This is a genomic window from Pseudomonas sp. Pmew2 (assembly GCF_058129885.1).
In genome coordinates, this window is sequence record NZ_CM176702.1 from 153,968 (window position 1) to 170,870 (window position 16,903).

The following is a 16,903-nucleotide window of genomic DNA, read 5'->3' on the forward strand; positions in this document are numbered from 1 at the left end:
ATTGATCTCTATGAGAACAGGCCCGTATTGTTGGAGTTCTCACACAACACCAATACGAGCCTGCAATGCCCCGATTAATGCTCAGTGATGAGCACTGGCCGAAGCTTCGAGAAATTTTGCTGCACGAATCGATCTACAACAAGCGAGATTTGCGCACCACGGTTGAAGGCATGCTGTACCGCATGCGTGTGGGTTGCCCTTGGCGAGACCTGCCGAAAGCGTTTGGAAACTGGAGCAAGGTCTACAAGCGGTTCAATGCCTGGTCTGCTTCAGGCAAGTGGGTCAAGGTGCTTGAGGTGCTGATGACCGATCCTGACATGGAGTGGGTTTTCATTGATGGCAGCTATGTAAAGGCTCATCAGCACAGTGCAGGTGCTGCCAGCACGCAGGACCAGGCCATCGGAAAAAGCCGAGCCGGTAACACCAGCAAGATTCACCTGGCTGTAGACGCTTGTGGGCTGCCCATTGCATTTGACGTGACCGGAGGCCAGACCAATGATTGTTCGCAGGCGGCCTCGTTGATTGCCAAGATGCCCAATGCAGAAGTGATCATTGCGGACAAGGGCTACGACACTGAAGCGATACGCGCTCAGGTCGAGCAGCAAGGCAGCAAAGTGGTGATTCCACGAAAGCGCAATTCTCTGAAAGGGAACGCAGATCTGGACAAAGGGTTATATCGCAATCGACATCTCGTAGAAAACGCCTTTGCCCGGTTGAAGCATTTCCGGGCGGCGGCTTCTCGGTTCGACAAACTCAAGAGAAACTATGAAAGCGTCATAGCAATGGCCTGCGCTTTTCTGTGGCTGCCAATGTGAAACGGGAACAGACCCTAGGATCGGTACAGGATTTTTCAGCTGAACGTGAGGAACATGCATGAGCGGTAAAGCAAGTTTTAACTGGATCGACCCATTGCTGCTGGATCAACAGCTCACTGAAGAAGAACGCATGGTTCGCGACACTGCCGAGCAGTTCGCCCAGAGCAAGCTGGCCCCGCGCGTGCTTGAAGCCTTCCGTCACGAGAAAACCGACCCGGCCATCTTTCGCGAGATGGGCGAAGTGGGGTTGCTGGGTGCAACGATTCCGGAAGCGTTTGGCGGCAGTGGCTTGAATTACGTCTGTTATGGGCTGATCGCCCGTGAAGTCGAGCGTATCGATTCAGGCTATCGATCAATGATGAGTGTGCAGTCCTCGCTGGTCATGGTGCCAATCAATGAATTCGGTACGCAGGCCCAGAAAGAGAAGTACCTGCCTAAACTGGCCTCGGGCGAATGGATTGGCTGCTTCGGCCTGACCGAGCCCAACCATGGTTCAGACCCAGGGGCGATGATCACTCGTGCCCGGAGTGTCGAGGGTGGTTATCGCCTGAGCGGCAGCAAGATGTGGATTACCAACAGCCCGATCGCGGATGTGTTTGTGGTGTGGGCCAAGGACGATGCCGGCGATATCCGCGGTTTCGTTCTCGAAAAGGGCTGGGCAGGTCTGAGCGCCCCGGCTATTCATGGCAAGGTCGGTCTGCGTGCGTCGATCACGGGCGAGATCGTCATGGATAACGTGTTCGTGCCTGAAGAAAACATCTTCCCGAACGTGCGCGGTCTGAAAGGTCCGTTCACCTGTCTCAATTCTGCGCGCTACGGTATTTCCTGGGGCGCGCTGGGTGCGGCGGAGTTCTGCTGGCACACCGCGCGGCAATACACCCTCGACCGTCAACAGTTTGGGCGTCCGCTGGCGGCCAATCAGCTGATCCAGAAAAAGCTGGCGGACATGCAGACTGAAATCACTCTGGCGCTGCAAGGCTGCCTGCGTTTGGGACGCATGAAAGACGAAGGTACGGCTGCCGTAGAGATTACCTCGATCATGAAGCGCAATTCCTGCGGCAAGTCGCTGGATATCGCGCGCATGGCTCGCGACATGCTGGGCGGTAACGGTATCTCGGACGAGTTCGGCATCGCCAGGCATCTGGTCAATCTGGAAGTAGTGAATACCTATGAAGGTACGCACGATGTGCACGCGTTGATTCTAGGGCGTGCGCAGACCGGCATTCAGGCCTTCTATTAAGGAGGGCTGATCATGGGGGCGCTTTCACATATCCGGGTGCTCGACTTGTCCAGGGTCCTGGCCGGGCCTTGGGCCGGGCAGATCCTTGCTGACCTGGGGGCTGACGTCATCAAGGTCGAGCGACCAGGATGTGGCGATGACACTCGTTCGTGGGGTCCGCCATTTCTTCAGGACGCGGCCGGGCAGAACACCACCGAGGCTGCTTACTACCTGTCGGCCAATCGCAACAAGCAGTCAATCACCATCGACTTCACGCGGCCGGAAGGGCAGAAGCTGGTACGGGAGCTGGCGGCGAAGTCGGATATTGTCATCGAGAACTTCAAGGTTGGCGGGTTGGCGTCTTATGGTCTGGATTACGAATCGCTCAAGGCTGTTAATCCACGTCTGATCTATTGCTCCATTACCGGTTTCGGTCAGAGCGGGCCGTATGCGACGCGTCCGGGTTACGATTTCATGATCCAGGCACTTGGCGGCCTGATGAGCCTAACCGGTCTGCCGGACGGTGAGGAGGGCGCGGGCCCGGCGAAAGTTGGCGTTGCGCTGACCGACATCCTGACAGGTCTGTATTCGACAACGGCCATTCTCGCCGCCCTTGCTCATCGCGATCAAAGCAATACAGGGCAATACATTGATATGGCGCTGCTCGATGTGCAGGTGGCGTGTCTGGCTAATCAGGCCATGAACTACCTGACCACGGGCGTTGCGCCCAGGCGCTTGGGCAATGCTCATCCCAATATAGTGCCGTATCAGGCTTTTCCTACAGCCGATGGCGACCTGATCCTGACTGTGGGGAATGACAGCCAGTTCAGAAGGTTTGCCGAAGTGGCGGGGCAGCCACAGTGGGCTGATGATTCGCGCTTTCTGACCAACAAGCTGCGCGTGGCTCATCGTACCGAACTGATTCCATTGATTCGTCAGGCTACGGTGTTCAAGACCACTGCTCAGTGGGTTGACGAGCTTGAGGCGGCTGGCGTGCCGTGCGGCCCGGTCAATGATCTTGCTCAAGTATTTGCGGATCCGCAGGTTATGGCGCGGGGGCTTGCTATAGAGATGCCGCACGCGTTGGGCGGGCGCGTTCCGCAGGTCGCCAGCCCGATCAGGCTATCGGAAACGCCAGTCGAATATAGAAGGGCGCCTCCTTTGTTGGGCGAGCACACGGCGCAAGTGCTTCAAGAGCTATTAGGGCTTGAGGGTGAAGAGGTTGCAGCGCTGCGCAAGTCAGGAGTCGTGTAGCTATATAGAAGAAAGCCTTTGCGACAGGGCCTTAATGGTTAATTTCGGTGTTTTTGAAATTAACGGTTGACGGCCTCTGTGATCTGTCTATAATTCGCCCCACTTCCGGCGCAGACGGAAACGAAAAAGCCTTGTAGATCAATGGTTTACAAGGATTTGGAGTGAAGAGTCAGCGAGGAAGTAGGTCGAGTCAGCAGTGATCGACAGCGGTGAGAAAAAAGAGTTTGACACGCGGTTGTAACGCTGTAGAATTCGCCTCCCGCTGATGAGCAACTGAAGAGTTGATCGAAGCGCAAGTGGTTGAAGTTGCAAAGGAAACTTTGAAAGCTTCTTAAAATAACCGCTTGACAGATACAAGAGACGCTGTAGAATGCGCGCCTCGGTTGAGACGAAAGCTCTTAACCACCCGCTCTTTAACAACTGAATCAAGCAATTCGTGTGGGTGCTTGTGGTGTCAGACTGAAGTCAACAGATTATCAGCAGCCCAAGTTACTCCGCGAGAAATCAAAGATGTAACCAACGATTGCTGAGCCAAGTTTAGGGTTTTCTCAAAACCCAGTTAGATGTTTGAACTGAAGAGTTTGATCATGGCTCAGATTGAACGCTGGCGGCAGGCCTAACACATGCAAGTCGAGCGGCAGCACGGGTACTTGTACCTGGTGGCGAGCGGCGGACGGGTGAGTAATGCCTAGGAATCTGCCTGGTAGTGGGGGATAACGCTCGGAAACGGACGCTAATACCGCATACGCCCTACGGGAGAAAGCAGGGGACCTTCGGGCCTTGCGCTATCAGATGAGCCTAGGTCGGATTAGCTAGTTGGTGAGGTAATGGCTCACCAAGGCGACGATCCGTAACTGGTCTGAGAGGATGATCAGTCACACTGGAACTGAGACACGGTCCAGACTCCTACGGGAGGCAGCAGTGGGGAATATTGGACAATGGGCGAAAGCCTGATCCAGCCATGCCGCGTGTGTGAAGAAGGTCTTCGGATTGTAAAGCACTTTAAGTTGGGAGGAAGGGCAGTTACCTAATACGTGATTGTTTTGACGTTACCGACAGAATAAGCACCGGCTAACTCTGTGCCAGCAGCCGCGGTAATACAGAGGGTGCAAGCGTTAATCGGAATTACTGGGCGTAAAGCGCGCGTAGGTGGTTTGTTAAGTTGGATGTGAAATCCCCGGGCTCAACCTGGGAACTGCATCCAAAACTGGCAAGCTAGAGTATGGTAGAGGGTGGTGGAATTTCCTGTGTAGCGGTGAAATGCGTAGATATAGGAAGGAACACCAGTGGCGAAGGCGACCACCTGGACTGATACTGACACTGAGGTGCGAAAGCGTGGGGAGCAAACAGGATTAGATACCCTGGTAGTCCACGCCGTAAACGATGTCAACTAGCCGTTGGGAGCCTTGAGCTCTTAGTGGCGCAGCTAACGCATTAAGTTGACCGCCTGGGGAGTACGGCCGCAAGGTTAAAACTCAAATGAATTGACGGGGGCCCGCACAAGCGGTGGAGCATGTGGTTTAATTCGAAGCAACGCGAAGAACCTTACCAGGCCTTGACATCCAATGAACTTTCCAGAGATGGATTGGTGCCTTCGGGAGCATTGAGACAGGTGCTGCATGGCTGTCGTCAGCTCGTGTCGTGAGATGTTGGGTTAAGTCCCGTAACGAGCGCAACCCTTGTCCTTAGTTACCAGCACGTAATGGTGGGCACTCTAAGGAGACTGCCGGTGACAAACCGGAGGAAGGTGGGGATGACGTCAAGTCATCATGGCCCTTACGGCCTGGGCTACACACGTGCTACAATGGTCGGTACAGAGGGTTGCCAAGCCGCGAGGTGGAGCTAATCTCACAAAACCGATCGTAGTCCGGATCGCAGTCTGCAACTCGACTGCGTGAAGTCGGAATCGCTAGTAATCGCGAATCAGAATGTCGCGGTGAATACGTTCCCGGGCCTTGTACACACCGCCCGTCACACCATGGGAGTGGGTTGCACCAGAAGTAGCTAGTCTAACCTTCGGGGGGACGGTTACCACGGTGTGATTCATGACTGGGGTGAAGTCGTAACAAGGTAGCCGTAGGGGAACCTGCGGCTGGATCACCTCCTTAATCGACGACTCAGCTGCGCCATAAGCACCCACACGAATTGCTTGATTCATTGAAGAAGACGATTAGAAGCAGCTTTAAGCTCCAAGCTGATAGCTCAACGCTAGCGGCTACAAGCTCGAAATTGGGTCTGTAGCTCAGTTGGTTAGAGCGCACCCCTGATAAGGGTGAGGTCGGCAGTTCGAATCTGCCCAGACCCACCAATTTTGTGTGGGAAACGCCTGTAGAAATACGGGGCCATAGCTCAGCTGGGAGAGCGCCTGCCTTGCACGCAGGAGGTCAGCGGTTCGATCCCGCTTGGCTCCACCACTTACTGCTTCTGTTTGAAAGCTTAGAAATGAGCATTCCATTGATCCTGACGATCAGTGCATGAATGTTGATTTCTAGTCTTTGATTAGATCGTTCTTTAAAAATTTGGGTATGTGATAGAAAGAAATAGACCGGGCACCTCTTTCACTGGTGTGTGTCCGGGCTAAGGTAAAGTTTGTGAATGCAAACTTTCGGCGAATGTCGTCTTCACAGTATAACCAGATTGCTTGGGGTTATATGGTCAAGTGAAGAAGCGCATACGGTGGATGCCTTGGCAGTCAGAGGCGATGAAAGACGTGGTAGCCTGCGAAAAGCTTCGGGGAGTCGGCAAACAGACTGTGATCCGGAGATGTCTGAATGGGGGAACCCAGCCATCATAAGATGGTTATCTTGTACTGAATACATAGGTGCAAGAAGCGAACCAGGGGAACTGAAACATCTAAGTACCCTGAGGAAAAGAAATCAACCGAGATTCCCTTAGTAGTGGCGAGCGAACGGGGACCAGCCCTTAAGTTGTATTGAGATTAGCGGAACGTTCTGGAAAGGACGGCCATAGTGGGTGATAGCCCTGTACGCGAAAATCCCTTTGCAATGAAATCGAGTAGGACGGGGCACGAGAAACCTTGTCTGAATATGGGGGGACCATCCTCCAAGGCTAAATACTACTGACTGACCGATAGTGAACCAGTACCGTGAGGGAAAGGCGAAAAGAACCGCGGAGAGCGGAGTGAAATAGATCCTGAAACCGTATGCGTACAAGCAGTGGGAGCCCACTTTGTTGGGTGACTGCGTACCTTTTGTATAATGGGTCAGCGACTTATTTTCAGTGGCGAGCTTAACCGAATAGGGGAGGCGTAGCGAAAGCGAGTCTTAATAGGGCGTCTAGTCGCTGGGAATAGACCCGAAACCGGGCGATCTATCCATGGGCAGGTTGAAGGTTGGGTAACACTAACTGGAGGACCGAACCGACTACCGTTGAAAAGTTAGCGGATGACCTGTGGATCGGAGTGAAAGGCTAATCAAGCTCGGAGATAGCTGGTTCTCCTCGAAAGCTATTTAGGTAGCGCCTCATGTATCACTGTAGGGGGTAGAGCACTGTTTCGGCTAGGGGGTCATCCCGACTTACCAAACCGATGCAAACTCCGAATACCTACAAGTGCCGAGCATGGGAGACACACGGCGGGTGCTAACGTCCGTCGTGAAAAGGGAAACAACCCAGACCGTCAGCTAAGGTCCCAAAGTCATGGTTAAGTGGGAAACGATGTGGGAAGGCTTAGACAGCTAGGAGGTTGGCTTAGAAGCAGCCACCCTTTAAAGAAAGCGTAATAGCTCACTAGTCGAGTCGGCCTGCGCGGAAGATGTAACGGGGCTCAAACCATGCACCGAAGCTACGGGTATCATCTTTTGATGATGCGGTAGAGGAGCGTTCTGTAAGCCTGTGAAGGTGAGTTGAGAAGCTTGCTGGAGGTATCAGAAGTGCGAATGCTGACATGAGTAACGACAATGGGTGTGAAAAACACCCACGCCGAAAGACCAAGGTTTCCTGCGCAACGTTAATCGACGCAGGGTTAGTCGGTCCCTAAGGCGAGGCTGAAAAGCGTAGTCGATGGAAAACAGGTTAATATTCCTGTACTTCTGGTTATTGCGATGGAGGGACGGAGAAGGCTAGGCCAGCCTGGCGTTGGTTGTCCAGGTTTAAGGTGGTAGGCTGAGATCTTAGGTAAATCCGGGATCTCAAGGCCGAGAGCTGATGACGAGTGTTCTTTAGAACACGAAGTGGTTGATGCCATGCTTCCAAGAAAAGCTTCTAAGCTTCAGGTAACCAGGAACCGTACCCCAAACCGACACAGGTGGTTGGGTAGAGAATACCAAGGCGCTTGAGAGAACTCGGGTGAAGGAACTAGGCAAAATGGCACCGTAACTTCGGGAGAAGGTGCGCCGGTGAGGGTGAAGCATTTACTGCGTAAGCCCACGCCGGTCGAAGATACCAGGCCGCTGCGACTGTTTATTAAAAACACAGCACTCTGCAAACACGAAAGTGGACGTATAGGGTGTGACGCCTGCCCGGTGCCGGAAGGTTAATTGATGGGGTTAGCGCAAGCGAAGCTCTTGATCGAAGCCCCGGTAAACGGCGGCCGTAACTATAACGGTCCTAAGGTAGCGAAATTCCTTGTCGGGTAAGTTCCGACCTGCACGAATGGCGTAACGATGGCGGCGCTGTCTCCACCCGAGACTCAGTGAAATTGAAATCGCTGTGAAGATGCAGTGTATCCGCGGCTAGACGGAAAGACCCCGTGAACCTTTACTATAGCTTTGCACTGGACTTTGAATTTGCTTGTGTAGGATAGGTGGGAGGCTTTGAAGCGTGGACGCCAGTCTGCGTGGAGCCAACCTTGAAATACCACCCTGGCAACTTTGAGGTTCTAACTCAGGTCCGTTATCCGGATCGAGGACAGTGTATGGTGGGTAGTTTGACTGGGGCGGTCTCCTCCTAAAGAGTAACGGAGGAGTACGAAGGTGCGCTCAGACCGGTCGGAAATCGGTCGTAGAGTATAAAGGCAAAAGCGCGCTTGACTGCGAGACAGACACGTCGAGCAGGTACGAAAGTAGGTCTTAGTGATCCGGTGGTTCTGTATGGAAGGGCCATCGCTCAACGGATAAAAGGTACTCCGGGGATAACAGGCTGATACCGCCCAAGAGTTCATATCGACGGCGGTGTTTGGCACCTCGATGTCGGCTCATCACATCCTGGGGCTGAAGCCGGTCCCAAGGGTATGGCTGTTCGCCATTTAAAGTGGTACGCGAGCTGGGTTTAGAACGTCGTGAGACAGTTCGGTCCCTATCTGCCGTGGACGTTTGAGATTTGAGAGGGGCTGCTCCTAGTACGAGAGGACCGGAGTGGACGAACCTCTGGTGTTCCGGTTGTCACGCCAGTGGCATTGCCGGGTAGCTATGTTCGGAAAAGATAACCGCTGAAAGCATCTAAGCGGGAAACTTGCCTCAAGATGAGATCTCACTGGAACCTTGAGTTCCCTAAAGGGCCGTCGAAGACTACGACGTTGATAGGTTGGGTGTGTAAGCGCTGTGAGGCGTTGAGCTAACCAATACTAATTGCCCGTGAGGCTTGACCATATAACACCCAAGCAATTTTTTGAGTCGAAGGACCAGATTGCGGTGACTGTGAAGACGACACGAACCGAAAGTTTGCGTCACAAACGCACCGAGCTATCACATACCCGATTTGCTGAAGCGCGCCGCATGGCACGATTCGGTACCCGAATTTCTTGACGACCATAGAACATTGGAACCACCTGATCCCATCCCGAACTCAGCAGTGAAACGATGTATCGCCGATGGTAGTGTGGGGTTTCCCCATGTGAGAGTAGGTCATCGTCAAGATTAAATTCCAGAAACCCTCATCGCTTACGCGTTGAGGGTTTTTGTTTAAGTAGAAGCATCAAAATTCGCTGAGACGTTACCTGTTAACGGATCGGCAACAGAATTTCTTGACGACCATAGAGCATTGGAACCACCTGATCCCATCCCGAACTCAGCAGTGAAACGATGTATCGCCGATGGTAGTGTGGGGTTTCCCCATGTGAGAGTAGGTCATCGTCAAGATTGAATTCCGAAACCCCTCATTGCGTTTGCGATGAGGGGTTTTGTCGTTATGGAGCCCCAAAAAAGCCCGCGCAGGCTTTCGTGCTGAGCGGGCTGGATAGTGCATGAATCAGCCAAAAAGGCTGCGTACGTTACTCATCGCGCCGTCAGCAAACCCCTGAAGAAACGCCTCAAATGCATCCCCTTCAGGACCTCCCTGAACAGGGTCGGCAACGATCGTCCAACGAGCGACACACGCATCGTCCCCGGTAGCTTCAACAGTCATTGCCGCCCATAGGTTACTCACCGGTAAGCTGGTGTGGATCAGTGACCAGGTCATGTACAGCGCCTGATCATCCCGGGAGTTCAGTTGTTCGATGGCCACGTTGCCGTCCTTGAACAGTTTCCTTCGAACCGAGCCCTTACCTTCCCCTGTGACCTCAATGCTGTCCAGCGCGGGTATGAAGGCTTGGAAACCACCAAAATTCCCCACCACAGCCCATACGCTGGCTGCATTACCGGGGACTTCCACGGCTGAAGCCACTCGGCACGACACCGGGTTGCGGATGAGGGTGTCAGGCTTCAGATTACTGTGAAGTGTGCTCATGTGTTTCTCCATTTACGTCAGTGGGGTATCAATTCAGATGAAGCCGATTTCTTTCAGGTAATCGCAGCCCTTGCGCAGCAGCTCAGGGGTTTTCTGCGGGTAATGCCCGCCCATACGGTGAATACCGCTGAGGGTGTTGCGGTACTCGATCATCGAGATGTCGCCGATGTCTTCTTCAAACCCGTCGAGATAGAAACCCAGCACACCAAACAAAGCGTTCTGGCTGTCGACACGGCTGAGTTGGGCCTGCCATTGCTCGACGCTGACCAACTCGAACTGACGGCCTGCCCCGCGGAAGGCTTCCACATAGTTATTCCAGCTCAAGGGCTCGGGGTTATGCAGGTTGAACACAGCGTGTTCCGGTTGATAGCGACTGGCATGGAAGCCGATGAAGCGTGCCAGGAAGTCCACCGGCATCAGGTCGAAGTTGATAGCGAACGCCGGAACCTGACCCAGTTGCAGCGAGCCTTTGAGCATTAGCATCAGGCGGTTTTTTTGCGGCTGGCATACGCCGGTGACGCTGTTGAACGCTATGTTGCCGGGCCGATAGATGTTCACCCAGGCACCTTGCTCGCGCGCGCGCTGCAGAACACGCTCAGCTACCCATTTGGACAGGTTGTAACCGTTCTTGATGTAGATCGGCGGGGTAGCGGCAGCGGGCTGTTCAAGCACGTTGCCGGCTGCATCGACTGCACTGCAGGCGGAAAGGGTCGAGACGAAGTTGAAGATCTTTTTGCTGCGCCCCTCACATAGCTTCAGGCATTCAAAGACCGGCGCAACATTGTCTTTGACGAGGGTTTCATAGTCCTGCACATGGTTCACATTGGCAGCGTTATGCACCAGCGCACCGAACTCGCTATCCAGTCGTTCATATACCGCTTCACTGAGACCCAGCCTGGGCCTGGTCACGTCAGCGGCGTAGACCTTCACGCGACTCAGGTCCATATGGTCCAGACGGTTTTCCCGCAGTGAATGCTCGAAACGCTGTTGTGCGCTTTGCCCCGCAGCTTCACGAACCAGGCAGGCGATCTCTGTCGCCCCCCAGTTCAACAGCGCTTCAACGATATGCACACCGAGAAAACCGTTGGCACCGGTGACAATTACCTTGTGAACATCACCCAACTGGCTGATGGGCAAAGTCGCCAGCGGATTATTCGCATCGGCATCCAACAGTGCCTGCGCACTGATGGTGTAAGCCGAAGCACCATCGCTGTCGATCAGGCTGGCCAGTGTCAGGACGGTAGGTGCTTCTATAAAACGGTTGATTGGAATGCTGCGCCCAAACCGCTCACGAACCCCCAGCAACAGACGTGACAGCAGAATCGAATGACCGCCCAGATTGAAAAAGCTTTCGTCCGTAGAGATATCTTCTGACGGCAGTTCCAGCAGTTCGGCCCATACCGCCAGCAGCGCTTGCTCCTGCTCGGTCTGCGGCAGACGACCAGTGCGTTGCCCGCTGAAGCTCAGCGGTATTTCCAGAAGTGCTTTGCGATCGACCTTGCCGTTGCTGGCAAACGGCAGACTGGGCAGCGTCGTGTACACAGCAGGATGCATGTAGTCAGGCAGCAGACGTTGCACATGCGCTCTCAACGCTTGTTCGTCATGCTCCAGATACGGTTGAGCGAGAAACGCCAGAATGCGTCGCTGCTCGTCGATCACCACAGCCACTTGTCGATACAGCCCGCTGTCGCGCAGACAATGCTCGATCTCTTCCGGCTCGACCCGAAAGCCGCGAATCTTCACCTGATTATCGCGGCGTCCGCTCAGCACGATGCCTTCAGCCGTCCACTTGGCGATGTCGCCAGTGCGATAGGCCCGCAGTTGCTGCCCGTCCGGCCTGGTCAGCCACACATAGCGCTCGGCGGTAAGCTGGGGATTGTTTACGTAGCCCAGGCAAACACCAGGACCGACGATATACAGCTCACCCTGCGTTTGCTCCGCTACGGGCTGCAATTGCTCGTCGAGAATCCATGCCTGGCTGTTGGCAATCGGTCGTCCCAGATGCCGATTGCTGCTGGACGGCGCGAACTCACAGGCCGTGATTAACACGGTGGCTTCGGTGGGGCCATACAGGTTGTGGAAATGACACTGCCTGGTGAGCTGTGCAATCACATGCGGCTCACAGACATCACCCCCGGTCATGACATGCTCCAGTCCCAGAGGCTGATCCAGCGGCAGAATGCTCAACAGTGCCGGTGGCAGAAACGCGTGAGTGATGCCTTGTTGCAGCACGCTGACCAGTTGCAATAGATCGCGCCGCTGATCTTCATCAGGCACCACCAGTTCGGCACCATTGAGCCAGGTGGGAAAAATGTCGATGATCGACGAATCAAAGCTCAATGTAGAAAACTGCAGCACCCGGCTCTGCTCGCGCAGGCTCACATACTCGGCGTACCAGGCAGTGAAATGGCTGAGGTTGCGCTGGCTGAGCAATACGCCTTTTGGCTGTCCGGTGGTGCCTGACGTGTACAGCGCCATGCAAGGCGCGTCCTGCGCGGCATGAACGCGCATGCCGGCTGAAACGGCATCCCCCATCGGCACTGCAGCAATATCCAGTGCCGGAAACTCCGCAGCGGCCAATGGGTGCGAGCCGTCGTGAAGTAACAGCATCGCTCCCGAGTTTTCCAGAATGTACTGCTGACGCTGCAAAGGCTGGCCGGGATCAAGCGGCAGATAAACCGCACCGCAGCCCAGAATCGCCAGAATGCCCGCATACAACTCGGGTGACTTGGGCAGGCAGATGCCGATCACCGGAGGCGTGTCGGCTTTCGCAGACGCCAATAAAGGCAGCAACAGGCGCTGAATCGCGATGCTGTGCGCGTGCAGTTCACGATAGCTGAGCGTCTGATTGCGAACGGACAGTGCTGGACGTTCGGCAAACATCAGCAGCGCCTGTTCCAGCCGCTCGGTGATCGAGGTTTCAGCCCGCTTCAGCAGGTGTGGTTGTTCTGTCTGATTCAGGCGATGCTCGAAGAGCAAATCATCCATCGCCTGCAAGCCATCCTGCCGGTCACTCTGAGCGGGTGTTGCAGTAGGCAGACTGTTGAAATAATCATCGTCCCTGGACAGTCGGCTGACCTGCAATGCCACCATCCCCACCATGCCTGCTACAGCCGCATCACGCAGTACCCGGCCGTTGCCTGACTCCTCGGCCGGCAGCCACTCATGAGCTATCAGGCGTCGCGTGTTGGCCGGCCCATGCCAGCAGAGCAGCTCCAGGCGAGGCAGACCGTGCGCGAGCGCCGCGCTGAAGCCGACCCGTAGGCCCAGATGAGTGCCGTGGCCTCGTACCCCGCGAAGGTCCAGACTGCCGTCCTCGATCAGGACGCAACCGTCAGGCATCGTCAACGCATACAGCGCCTGCTGGTCAGACAGGTGCCGCACGCCATGGCCGTGGTCCAGCAGCTCGGCATTCAGATCGCTCAGGGTCAGGCTGTGACCGATGAGCACAATCTCCAGGCGCTTCATTGCAGCGTCCCCTGAGCCGGCAGGTAGTCTGCCAGCGCACGCTGCACACAGGGATCGTCCAGCATCGAGCTGCTCTTGAAGAAGCGCATGATGTTGGCGACCAGCGGGTGGTGGCGGTTGACTGGGAAACTCACGGCCCTGGTTTCGTCCTTGAGCGCCTGCTTGATGGTGTCCGGCACCTGCAAGTGCTCGATCAGGGTGAAATCGAAGCCGTTCTGTATGTCATTGGTCAAATACTGAGCGATAAACACCGGCAGGATGCGCGCGATGGATTCCCGATCCTGCTCATCTGCGGTGTGCCAGTAGATTCGTACCAGCCGCGCCCAGAATCCCGAATGACGTCCCTCGTCCAGCAGATGGTCAGCCATCAGTCCCTTGATCGATTGCTTGACCGAGTCGTCCTTGGCGAAGGCCGCTACGTCATTGGTCACGGTGTTTTCCGCGATAGCCACGCAGATCAGCTCAACTGCACTGCGCAGATGCTCCGGGGCCAGAGCCAGCGCGGCGGGTATGGCCCGGCTGAGTTCGATTTCGTCAGGCAGCTGGATAGGCTCGATGCCCGTCAGCGCGATGGTCTGTTGCATGAAGTCCATCGCCACCAGCGCGTGATAGTCCTCGTCGACCACCACTGTCATCGCGTCATAGCGGCAGGCAAACGGGAAGCGAATCGTGAAGTTGTCCTTGGCGATACTGCGTGCGGTCTTGTCGACGATCTCGGTTTCAAAGATCACCACATCGTTGATGAACTTATAGAGGCTCTGCACCAGTGCGTAATCGCGCAAATGCGCGCACTCGCGGGTAAACGTGTCACTGAGCACCAGCGGCTGACGGCTGAGGGGGTAGATCAGTTTTTCATCGTTCTCGACCATTCTGCGCGGACGAGTACGAATGGTGGCGCGGCCTTCCCACGCATCGATGAACGACGTGTAGTCTTCTGCTTTCATGATGTCTTCCTTGTAAAGGCTTCAGGGTGTTGCGAGCGGGTGTTACGCACTGGCCTGCATCAATGGCGCGCGCATGCTCATGCGCAGCGTGTCCCATAGCCCGACCCTGCTTTCCACCGCTGCGATGGCCGCCTGATACACCTCTCGTTCACGCTGCGCGTCGCCGCCAATCAGACGGGCCAGCAACTGTTCCGCTGCCGGGCCGTGGTCCTCGGAGTCCACTTCGATGTGGCGCTCCAGGTAGTAACGGAAGGTGGGTGCCTGTTCGACGGTGATGCCCCAGTCGTCGAGGATGCTCTGGAACATCTGTGGGATGACGCTTTCGCGCCCGTGCAGAAACGCCGCAGCAACGCTGTGTGCCGGCGCATGAAGGGCAGTGTCGAGGGTGTGCGTCACGAATGCCGATGCGGCCTGGCCTGCGTTGACCCGTTGCAGGGCCGTTGTGTAATGCAGGCCCTGCTGCTGCAGCTGGATGAAACGCTCGATCTGTAACGTGCTCGCGCCAATCTCGCGCATGGCGTCCAGGTACAGCTCGAAGTGGCTGTAATGACCTGAATCCAATCGGTCGTCGGACTCTTCCCCCAGCACGATCTCGTTGATCAGGCGGGCGGCGCAGGCATCGGTCGGGGGCAGCCACGGCAGTTGCGTGCAGGTCAGTTCCTGTTGCAGACGTTTGGTCAGAGACATGAAATCCCAGACGGCGAATACATGGGTTTCCATAAAGCGTCGCAATACGCCCAACGTCGTGATTTCGGCAAAGATCGGGTGACGGCTAAGTTCAACTTTCTTTTGGTCGAGCAGCGTTTTCTCACAATGCATGGTGATGTCCCTATGGTCATGGTAGCGGTAGGTGGCAGTACAGTTATTCGAAGTTTTAACGTGTCGCCCGTGCAAGGTGAATGTGATGAAAGACCTGAATGCAAGGCAAACAAAGGCCTGAAGGCAGAGGCGATAATTCGCCGAAACTGCACGTCGGTTATAGTCATTCAAGAGCGCCCATAACTTCAACTTGCCGGGCTATAGCCCTTATGGATTGCGGCTTTGAGTCCGGCTGCCGTCAATTACGCTGACGGCGAAGAAAACTTAAAGCAAATTTAATGCAGTGCGCAATTCTTTTTTAATAATATTTAAGTTGTTGTTTTTGTGGCGTGTAAGTTGCCATATAAAACACGTGGAATATGTTTCATAGGGGCGCGAGCAACCCTTCCGACTGATTGAGTCAGAATTATCAATAATGAGTGAATGCCTCACTCAGCGTTGCCGTTATGCTGAATAATCAGGTGGTTGGTTTTTTAATGGGCGATGTTGGAAATGACTTCCAATGTCGTTTGCCCCGTTTAACAACTCCTTGTCCATTGGGTTCAAATGAACACAGAACTGCTCCGGTGCTGCGTGGACAGTTCAGCCGTAGCCAGAGAACACCCTCAGGTTGATTCTTCTGGGCCTCGCCCGAGTTTGCCTGATTCCTGTGTCGGGCCACTCGGCAGATCAGGAAAATAGCTATAAAAACGCCATGCCAGGCGTCAGGCCTGACCGGTGTTGAAGATAGGTTGGGAAAGCACGGGGGAAGTGCGAGCGGCTAATCCGCAGGCGTCATGTCATCGCCTTGTGGATAAGCCGTCTCAATGATTCAGGCGGGGGTTTTCTTTGCTGTACGGGCTGGCTTGGCGTTGATGGCCTTATTGCTGTTCAGGTACTGGGTGACGGCCTGCACACCCCGGTTTAGGTGATACTGCAGCGCTTCGACACACGGCTCGACCGCTTTCTGTTCGGCGAGCCGCAGCAGCTGCCAATGGTCATCCTGAGAAAGCTTGCCCAGCCCCATGGCGGAAAGATTGAAACGCAAGAAGCGCTCTTCTTCGTTCAGGCCTTCTTCAACCAGACGCATCAGGCGCTTGTTGTGAGTCTTGGCATACAACGACAAGTGGAACATCCGGTTGAGCCTGCCGATCTGACCGAAGTCCGTCTCGACTTCAAGCTGCTCGATATAGCCTGCAGCCGCTGCCAGATCGTCCGCGTCCAGCAACGGAATGGACAAGCGCAACGCCTCGGACTCCAGAAGGATCCGCAAGGCATAAGCGTCCACTGCGTCTTCGGTAATCAACGGTGCGACTACTGCGCCCTTGTGCGTTTCGACCCGCAACAGCGACTGCGCCTCAAGCTGGCGCAGTGCTTCGCGCACAGGCATGCGGCTGACGCCAAACAGCGTGGCCAGCTCCTGTTGGCGCAGAGCCGTGCCACTGGGAAGACTGCCATCGATAATGGCATTTCGCAGCTTTTCTTCAATCACGGTTCTGGCAAGGTGCGCCGGAGGCTGCTCGTTGCCCAGTACGGAGCTTAGAAAGGCTTCTCTATCTGATTTGCGCATCGGTCTACTTCTTCATCAACCTTGGCTGGATAAAGTCCAATTAATCGCTGGATTGCCGACAGACTAGCCAAGACTTGCCAGTAAGTCGCGAAAATAGAAGCATCATCATGTTTTGCTGCAAGTGCCGGGTTGCGGTTCAGCCCTGCGAGCCTCAATGAGTACGCGTCTATCTTAGCGCTCATTCGCTCTGTGTACCGAACGGGCATTCGTAGAT

At 55.0% G+C, this 16,903-nt stretch carries 8 protein-coding genes, 2 tRNA genes and 4 rRNA genes; 9 read left to right on the top strand and 5 right to left on the bottom strand.

Going from position 1 to position 16,903, the window contains the following annotated elements; genetic code table 11:
* Positions 1-65: 65 nt before the first annotated feature.
* From AC4ANK_RS00715 to rrf (AC4ANK_RS00755), 9 genes are all read left to right on the top strand, one after another.
* Positions 66-815, top strand: a complete 750-nt coding sequence (locus AC4ANK_RS00715) for an IS5 family transposase (protein WP_460382697.1) — start codon at positions 66-68, stop codon at positions 813-815.
* Between the two features lie 58 nt (positions 816-873).
* Complete coding sequence (locus AC4ANK_RS00720) at positions 874-2,055, top strand: acyl-CoA dehydrogenase (protein WP_002555864.1); 1,182 nt, start codon at positions 874-876, stop codon at positions 2,053-2,055.
* A 9-nt stretch (positions 2,056-2,064) separates the two neighbouring features.
* Positions 2,065-3,288, top strand: a complete 1,224-nt coding sequence (locus AC4ANK_RS00725) for a CaiB/BaiF CoA transferase family protein (RefSeq protein ID WP_170947399.1) — start codon at positions 2,065-2,067, stop codon at positions 3,286-3,288.
* A 569-nt stretch (positions 3,289-3,857) separates the two neighbouring features.
* Positions 3,858-5,396 (top strand): 16S ribosomal RNA (locus AC4ANK_RS00730).
* Between the two features lie 123 nt (positions 5,397-5,519).
* A tRNA-Ile gene (locus AC4ANK_RS00735) sits at positions 5,520-5,596 on the top strand.
* 30 nt (positions 5,597-5,626) lie between these two features.
* Positions 5,627-5,702: transfer RNA gene (locus AC4ANK_RS00740), tRNA-Ala, on the top strand.
* A gap of 239 nt (positions 5,703-5,941) precedes the next feature.
* Positions 5,942-8,834: ribosomal RNA gene (locus tag AC4ANK_RS00745) — 23S ribosomal RNA — on the top strand.
* A 151-nt stretch (positions 8,835-8,985) separates the two neighbouring features.
* Positions 8,986-9,101: ribosomal RNA gene (gene rrf, locus AC4ANK_RS00750) — 5S ribosomal RNA — on the top strand.
* A gap of 106 nt (positions 9,102-9,207) precedes the next feature.
* Positions 9,208-9,323 (top strand): 5S ribosomal RNA (rrf, locus tag AC4ANK_RS00755).
* The 16S, 23S and 5S rRNA genes sit together here with 2 tRNA genes alongside, the layout of an rRNA operon.
* 109 nt (positions 9,324-9,432) lie before the next feature.
* On the opposite strand, the gene AC4ANK_RS00760 is transcribed toward rrf (AC4ANK_RS00755), so the two are convergent.
* The 5 genes from AC4ANK_RS00760 to AC4ANK_RS00780 form a co-directional block, all read right to left on the bottom strand.
* On the bottom strand, positions 9,433-9,909 hold the full coding sequence (locus AC4ANK_RS00760; RefSeq protein ID WP_002555862.1) for an SRPBCC family protein: 477 nt from the start codon (positions 9,907-9,909) through the stop codon (positions 9,433-9,435).
* Positions 9,910-9,942: 33 nt separating this feature from the next.
* Complete coding sequence (locus AC4ANK_RS00765) at positions 9,943-13,377, bottom strand: non-ribosomal peptide synthetase (protein WP_002555861.1); 3,435 nt, start codon at positions 13,375-13,377, stop codon at positions 9,943-9,945.
* Entirely contained in the window at positions 13,374-14,321 is a 948-nt protein-coding gene (locus AC4ANK_RS00770; protein WP_002555860.1) for a diiron oxygenase, read from the bottom strand. The genes AC4ANK_RS00765 and AC4ANK_RS00770 overlap by 4 nt, the downstream gene beginning before the upstream one ends.
* A gap of 42 nt (positions 14,322-14,363) precedes the next feature.
* On the bottom strand, positions 14,364-15,140 hold the full coding sequence (locus AC4ANK_RS00775) for a DUF3050 domain-containing protein (protein WP_002555859.1): 777 nt from the start codon (positions 15,138-15,140) through the stop codon (positions 14,364-14,366).
* 811 nt (positions 15,141-15,951) lie between these two features.
* On the bottom strand, positions 15,952-16,689 hold the full coding sequence (locus AC4ANK_RS00780) for a GntR family transcriptional regulator (protein ID WP_010195575.1): 738 nt from the start codon (positions 16,687-16,689) through the stop codon (positions 15,952-15,954).
* Positions 16,690-16,903 lie beyond the last annotated feature (214 nt).

Excerpts from the sequence above, each read along its gene's own strand:
- AC4ANK_RS00715 (WP_460382697.1), top strand. The coding sequence starts at position 66 with ATGCCCCGATTAATGCTCAGTGATGAGCACTGGCCGAAGCTTCGAGAA.
- AC4ANK_RS00720 (WP_002555864.1), top strand. The coding sequence starts at position 874 with ATGAGCGGTAAAGCAAGTTTTAACTGGATCGACCCATTGCTGCTGGAT.
- AC4ANK_RS00760 (WP_002555862.1), bottom strand. The coding sequence starts at position 9,909 with ATGAGCACACTTCACAGTAATCTGAAGCCTGACACCCTCATCCGCAAC.
- AC4ANK_RS00765 (WP_002555861.1), bottom strand. The coding sequence starts at position 13,377 with ATGAAGCGCCTGGAGATTGTGCTCATCGGTCACAGCCTGACCCTGAGC.
- AC4ANK_RS00770 (WP_002555860.1), bottom strand. The coding sequence starts at position 14,321 with ATGAAAGCAGAAGACTACACGTCGTTCATCGATGCGTGGGAAGGCCGC.
- AC4ANK_RS00775 (WP_002555859.1), bottom strand. The coding sequence starts at position 15,140 with ATGCATTGTGAGAAAACGCTGCTCGACCAAAAGAAAGTTGAACTTAGC.
- AC4ANK_RS00780 (WP_010195575.1), bottom strand. The coding sequence starts at position 16,689 with ATGCGCAAATCAGATAGAGAAGCCTTTCTAAGCTCCGTACTGGGCAAC.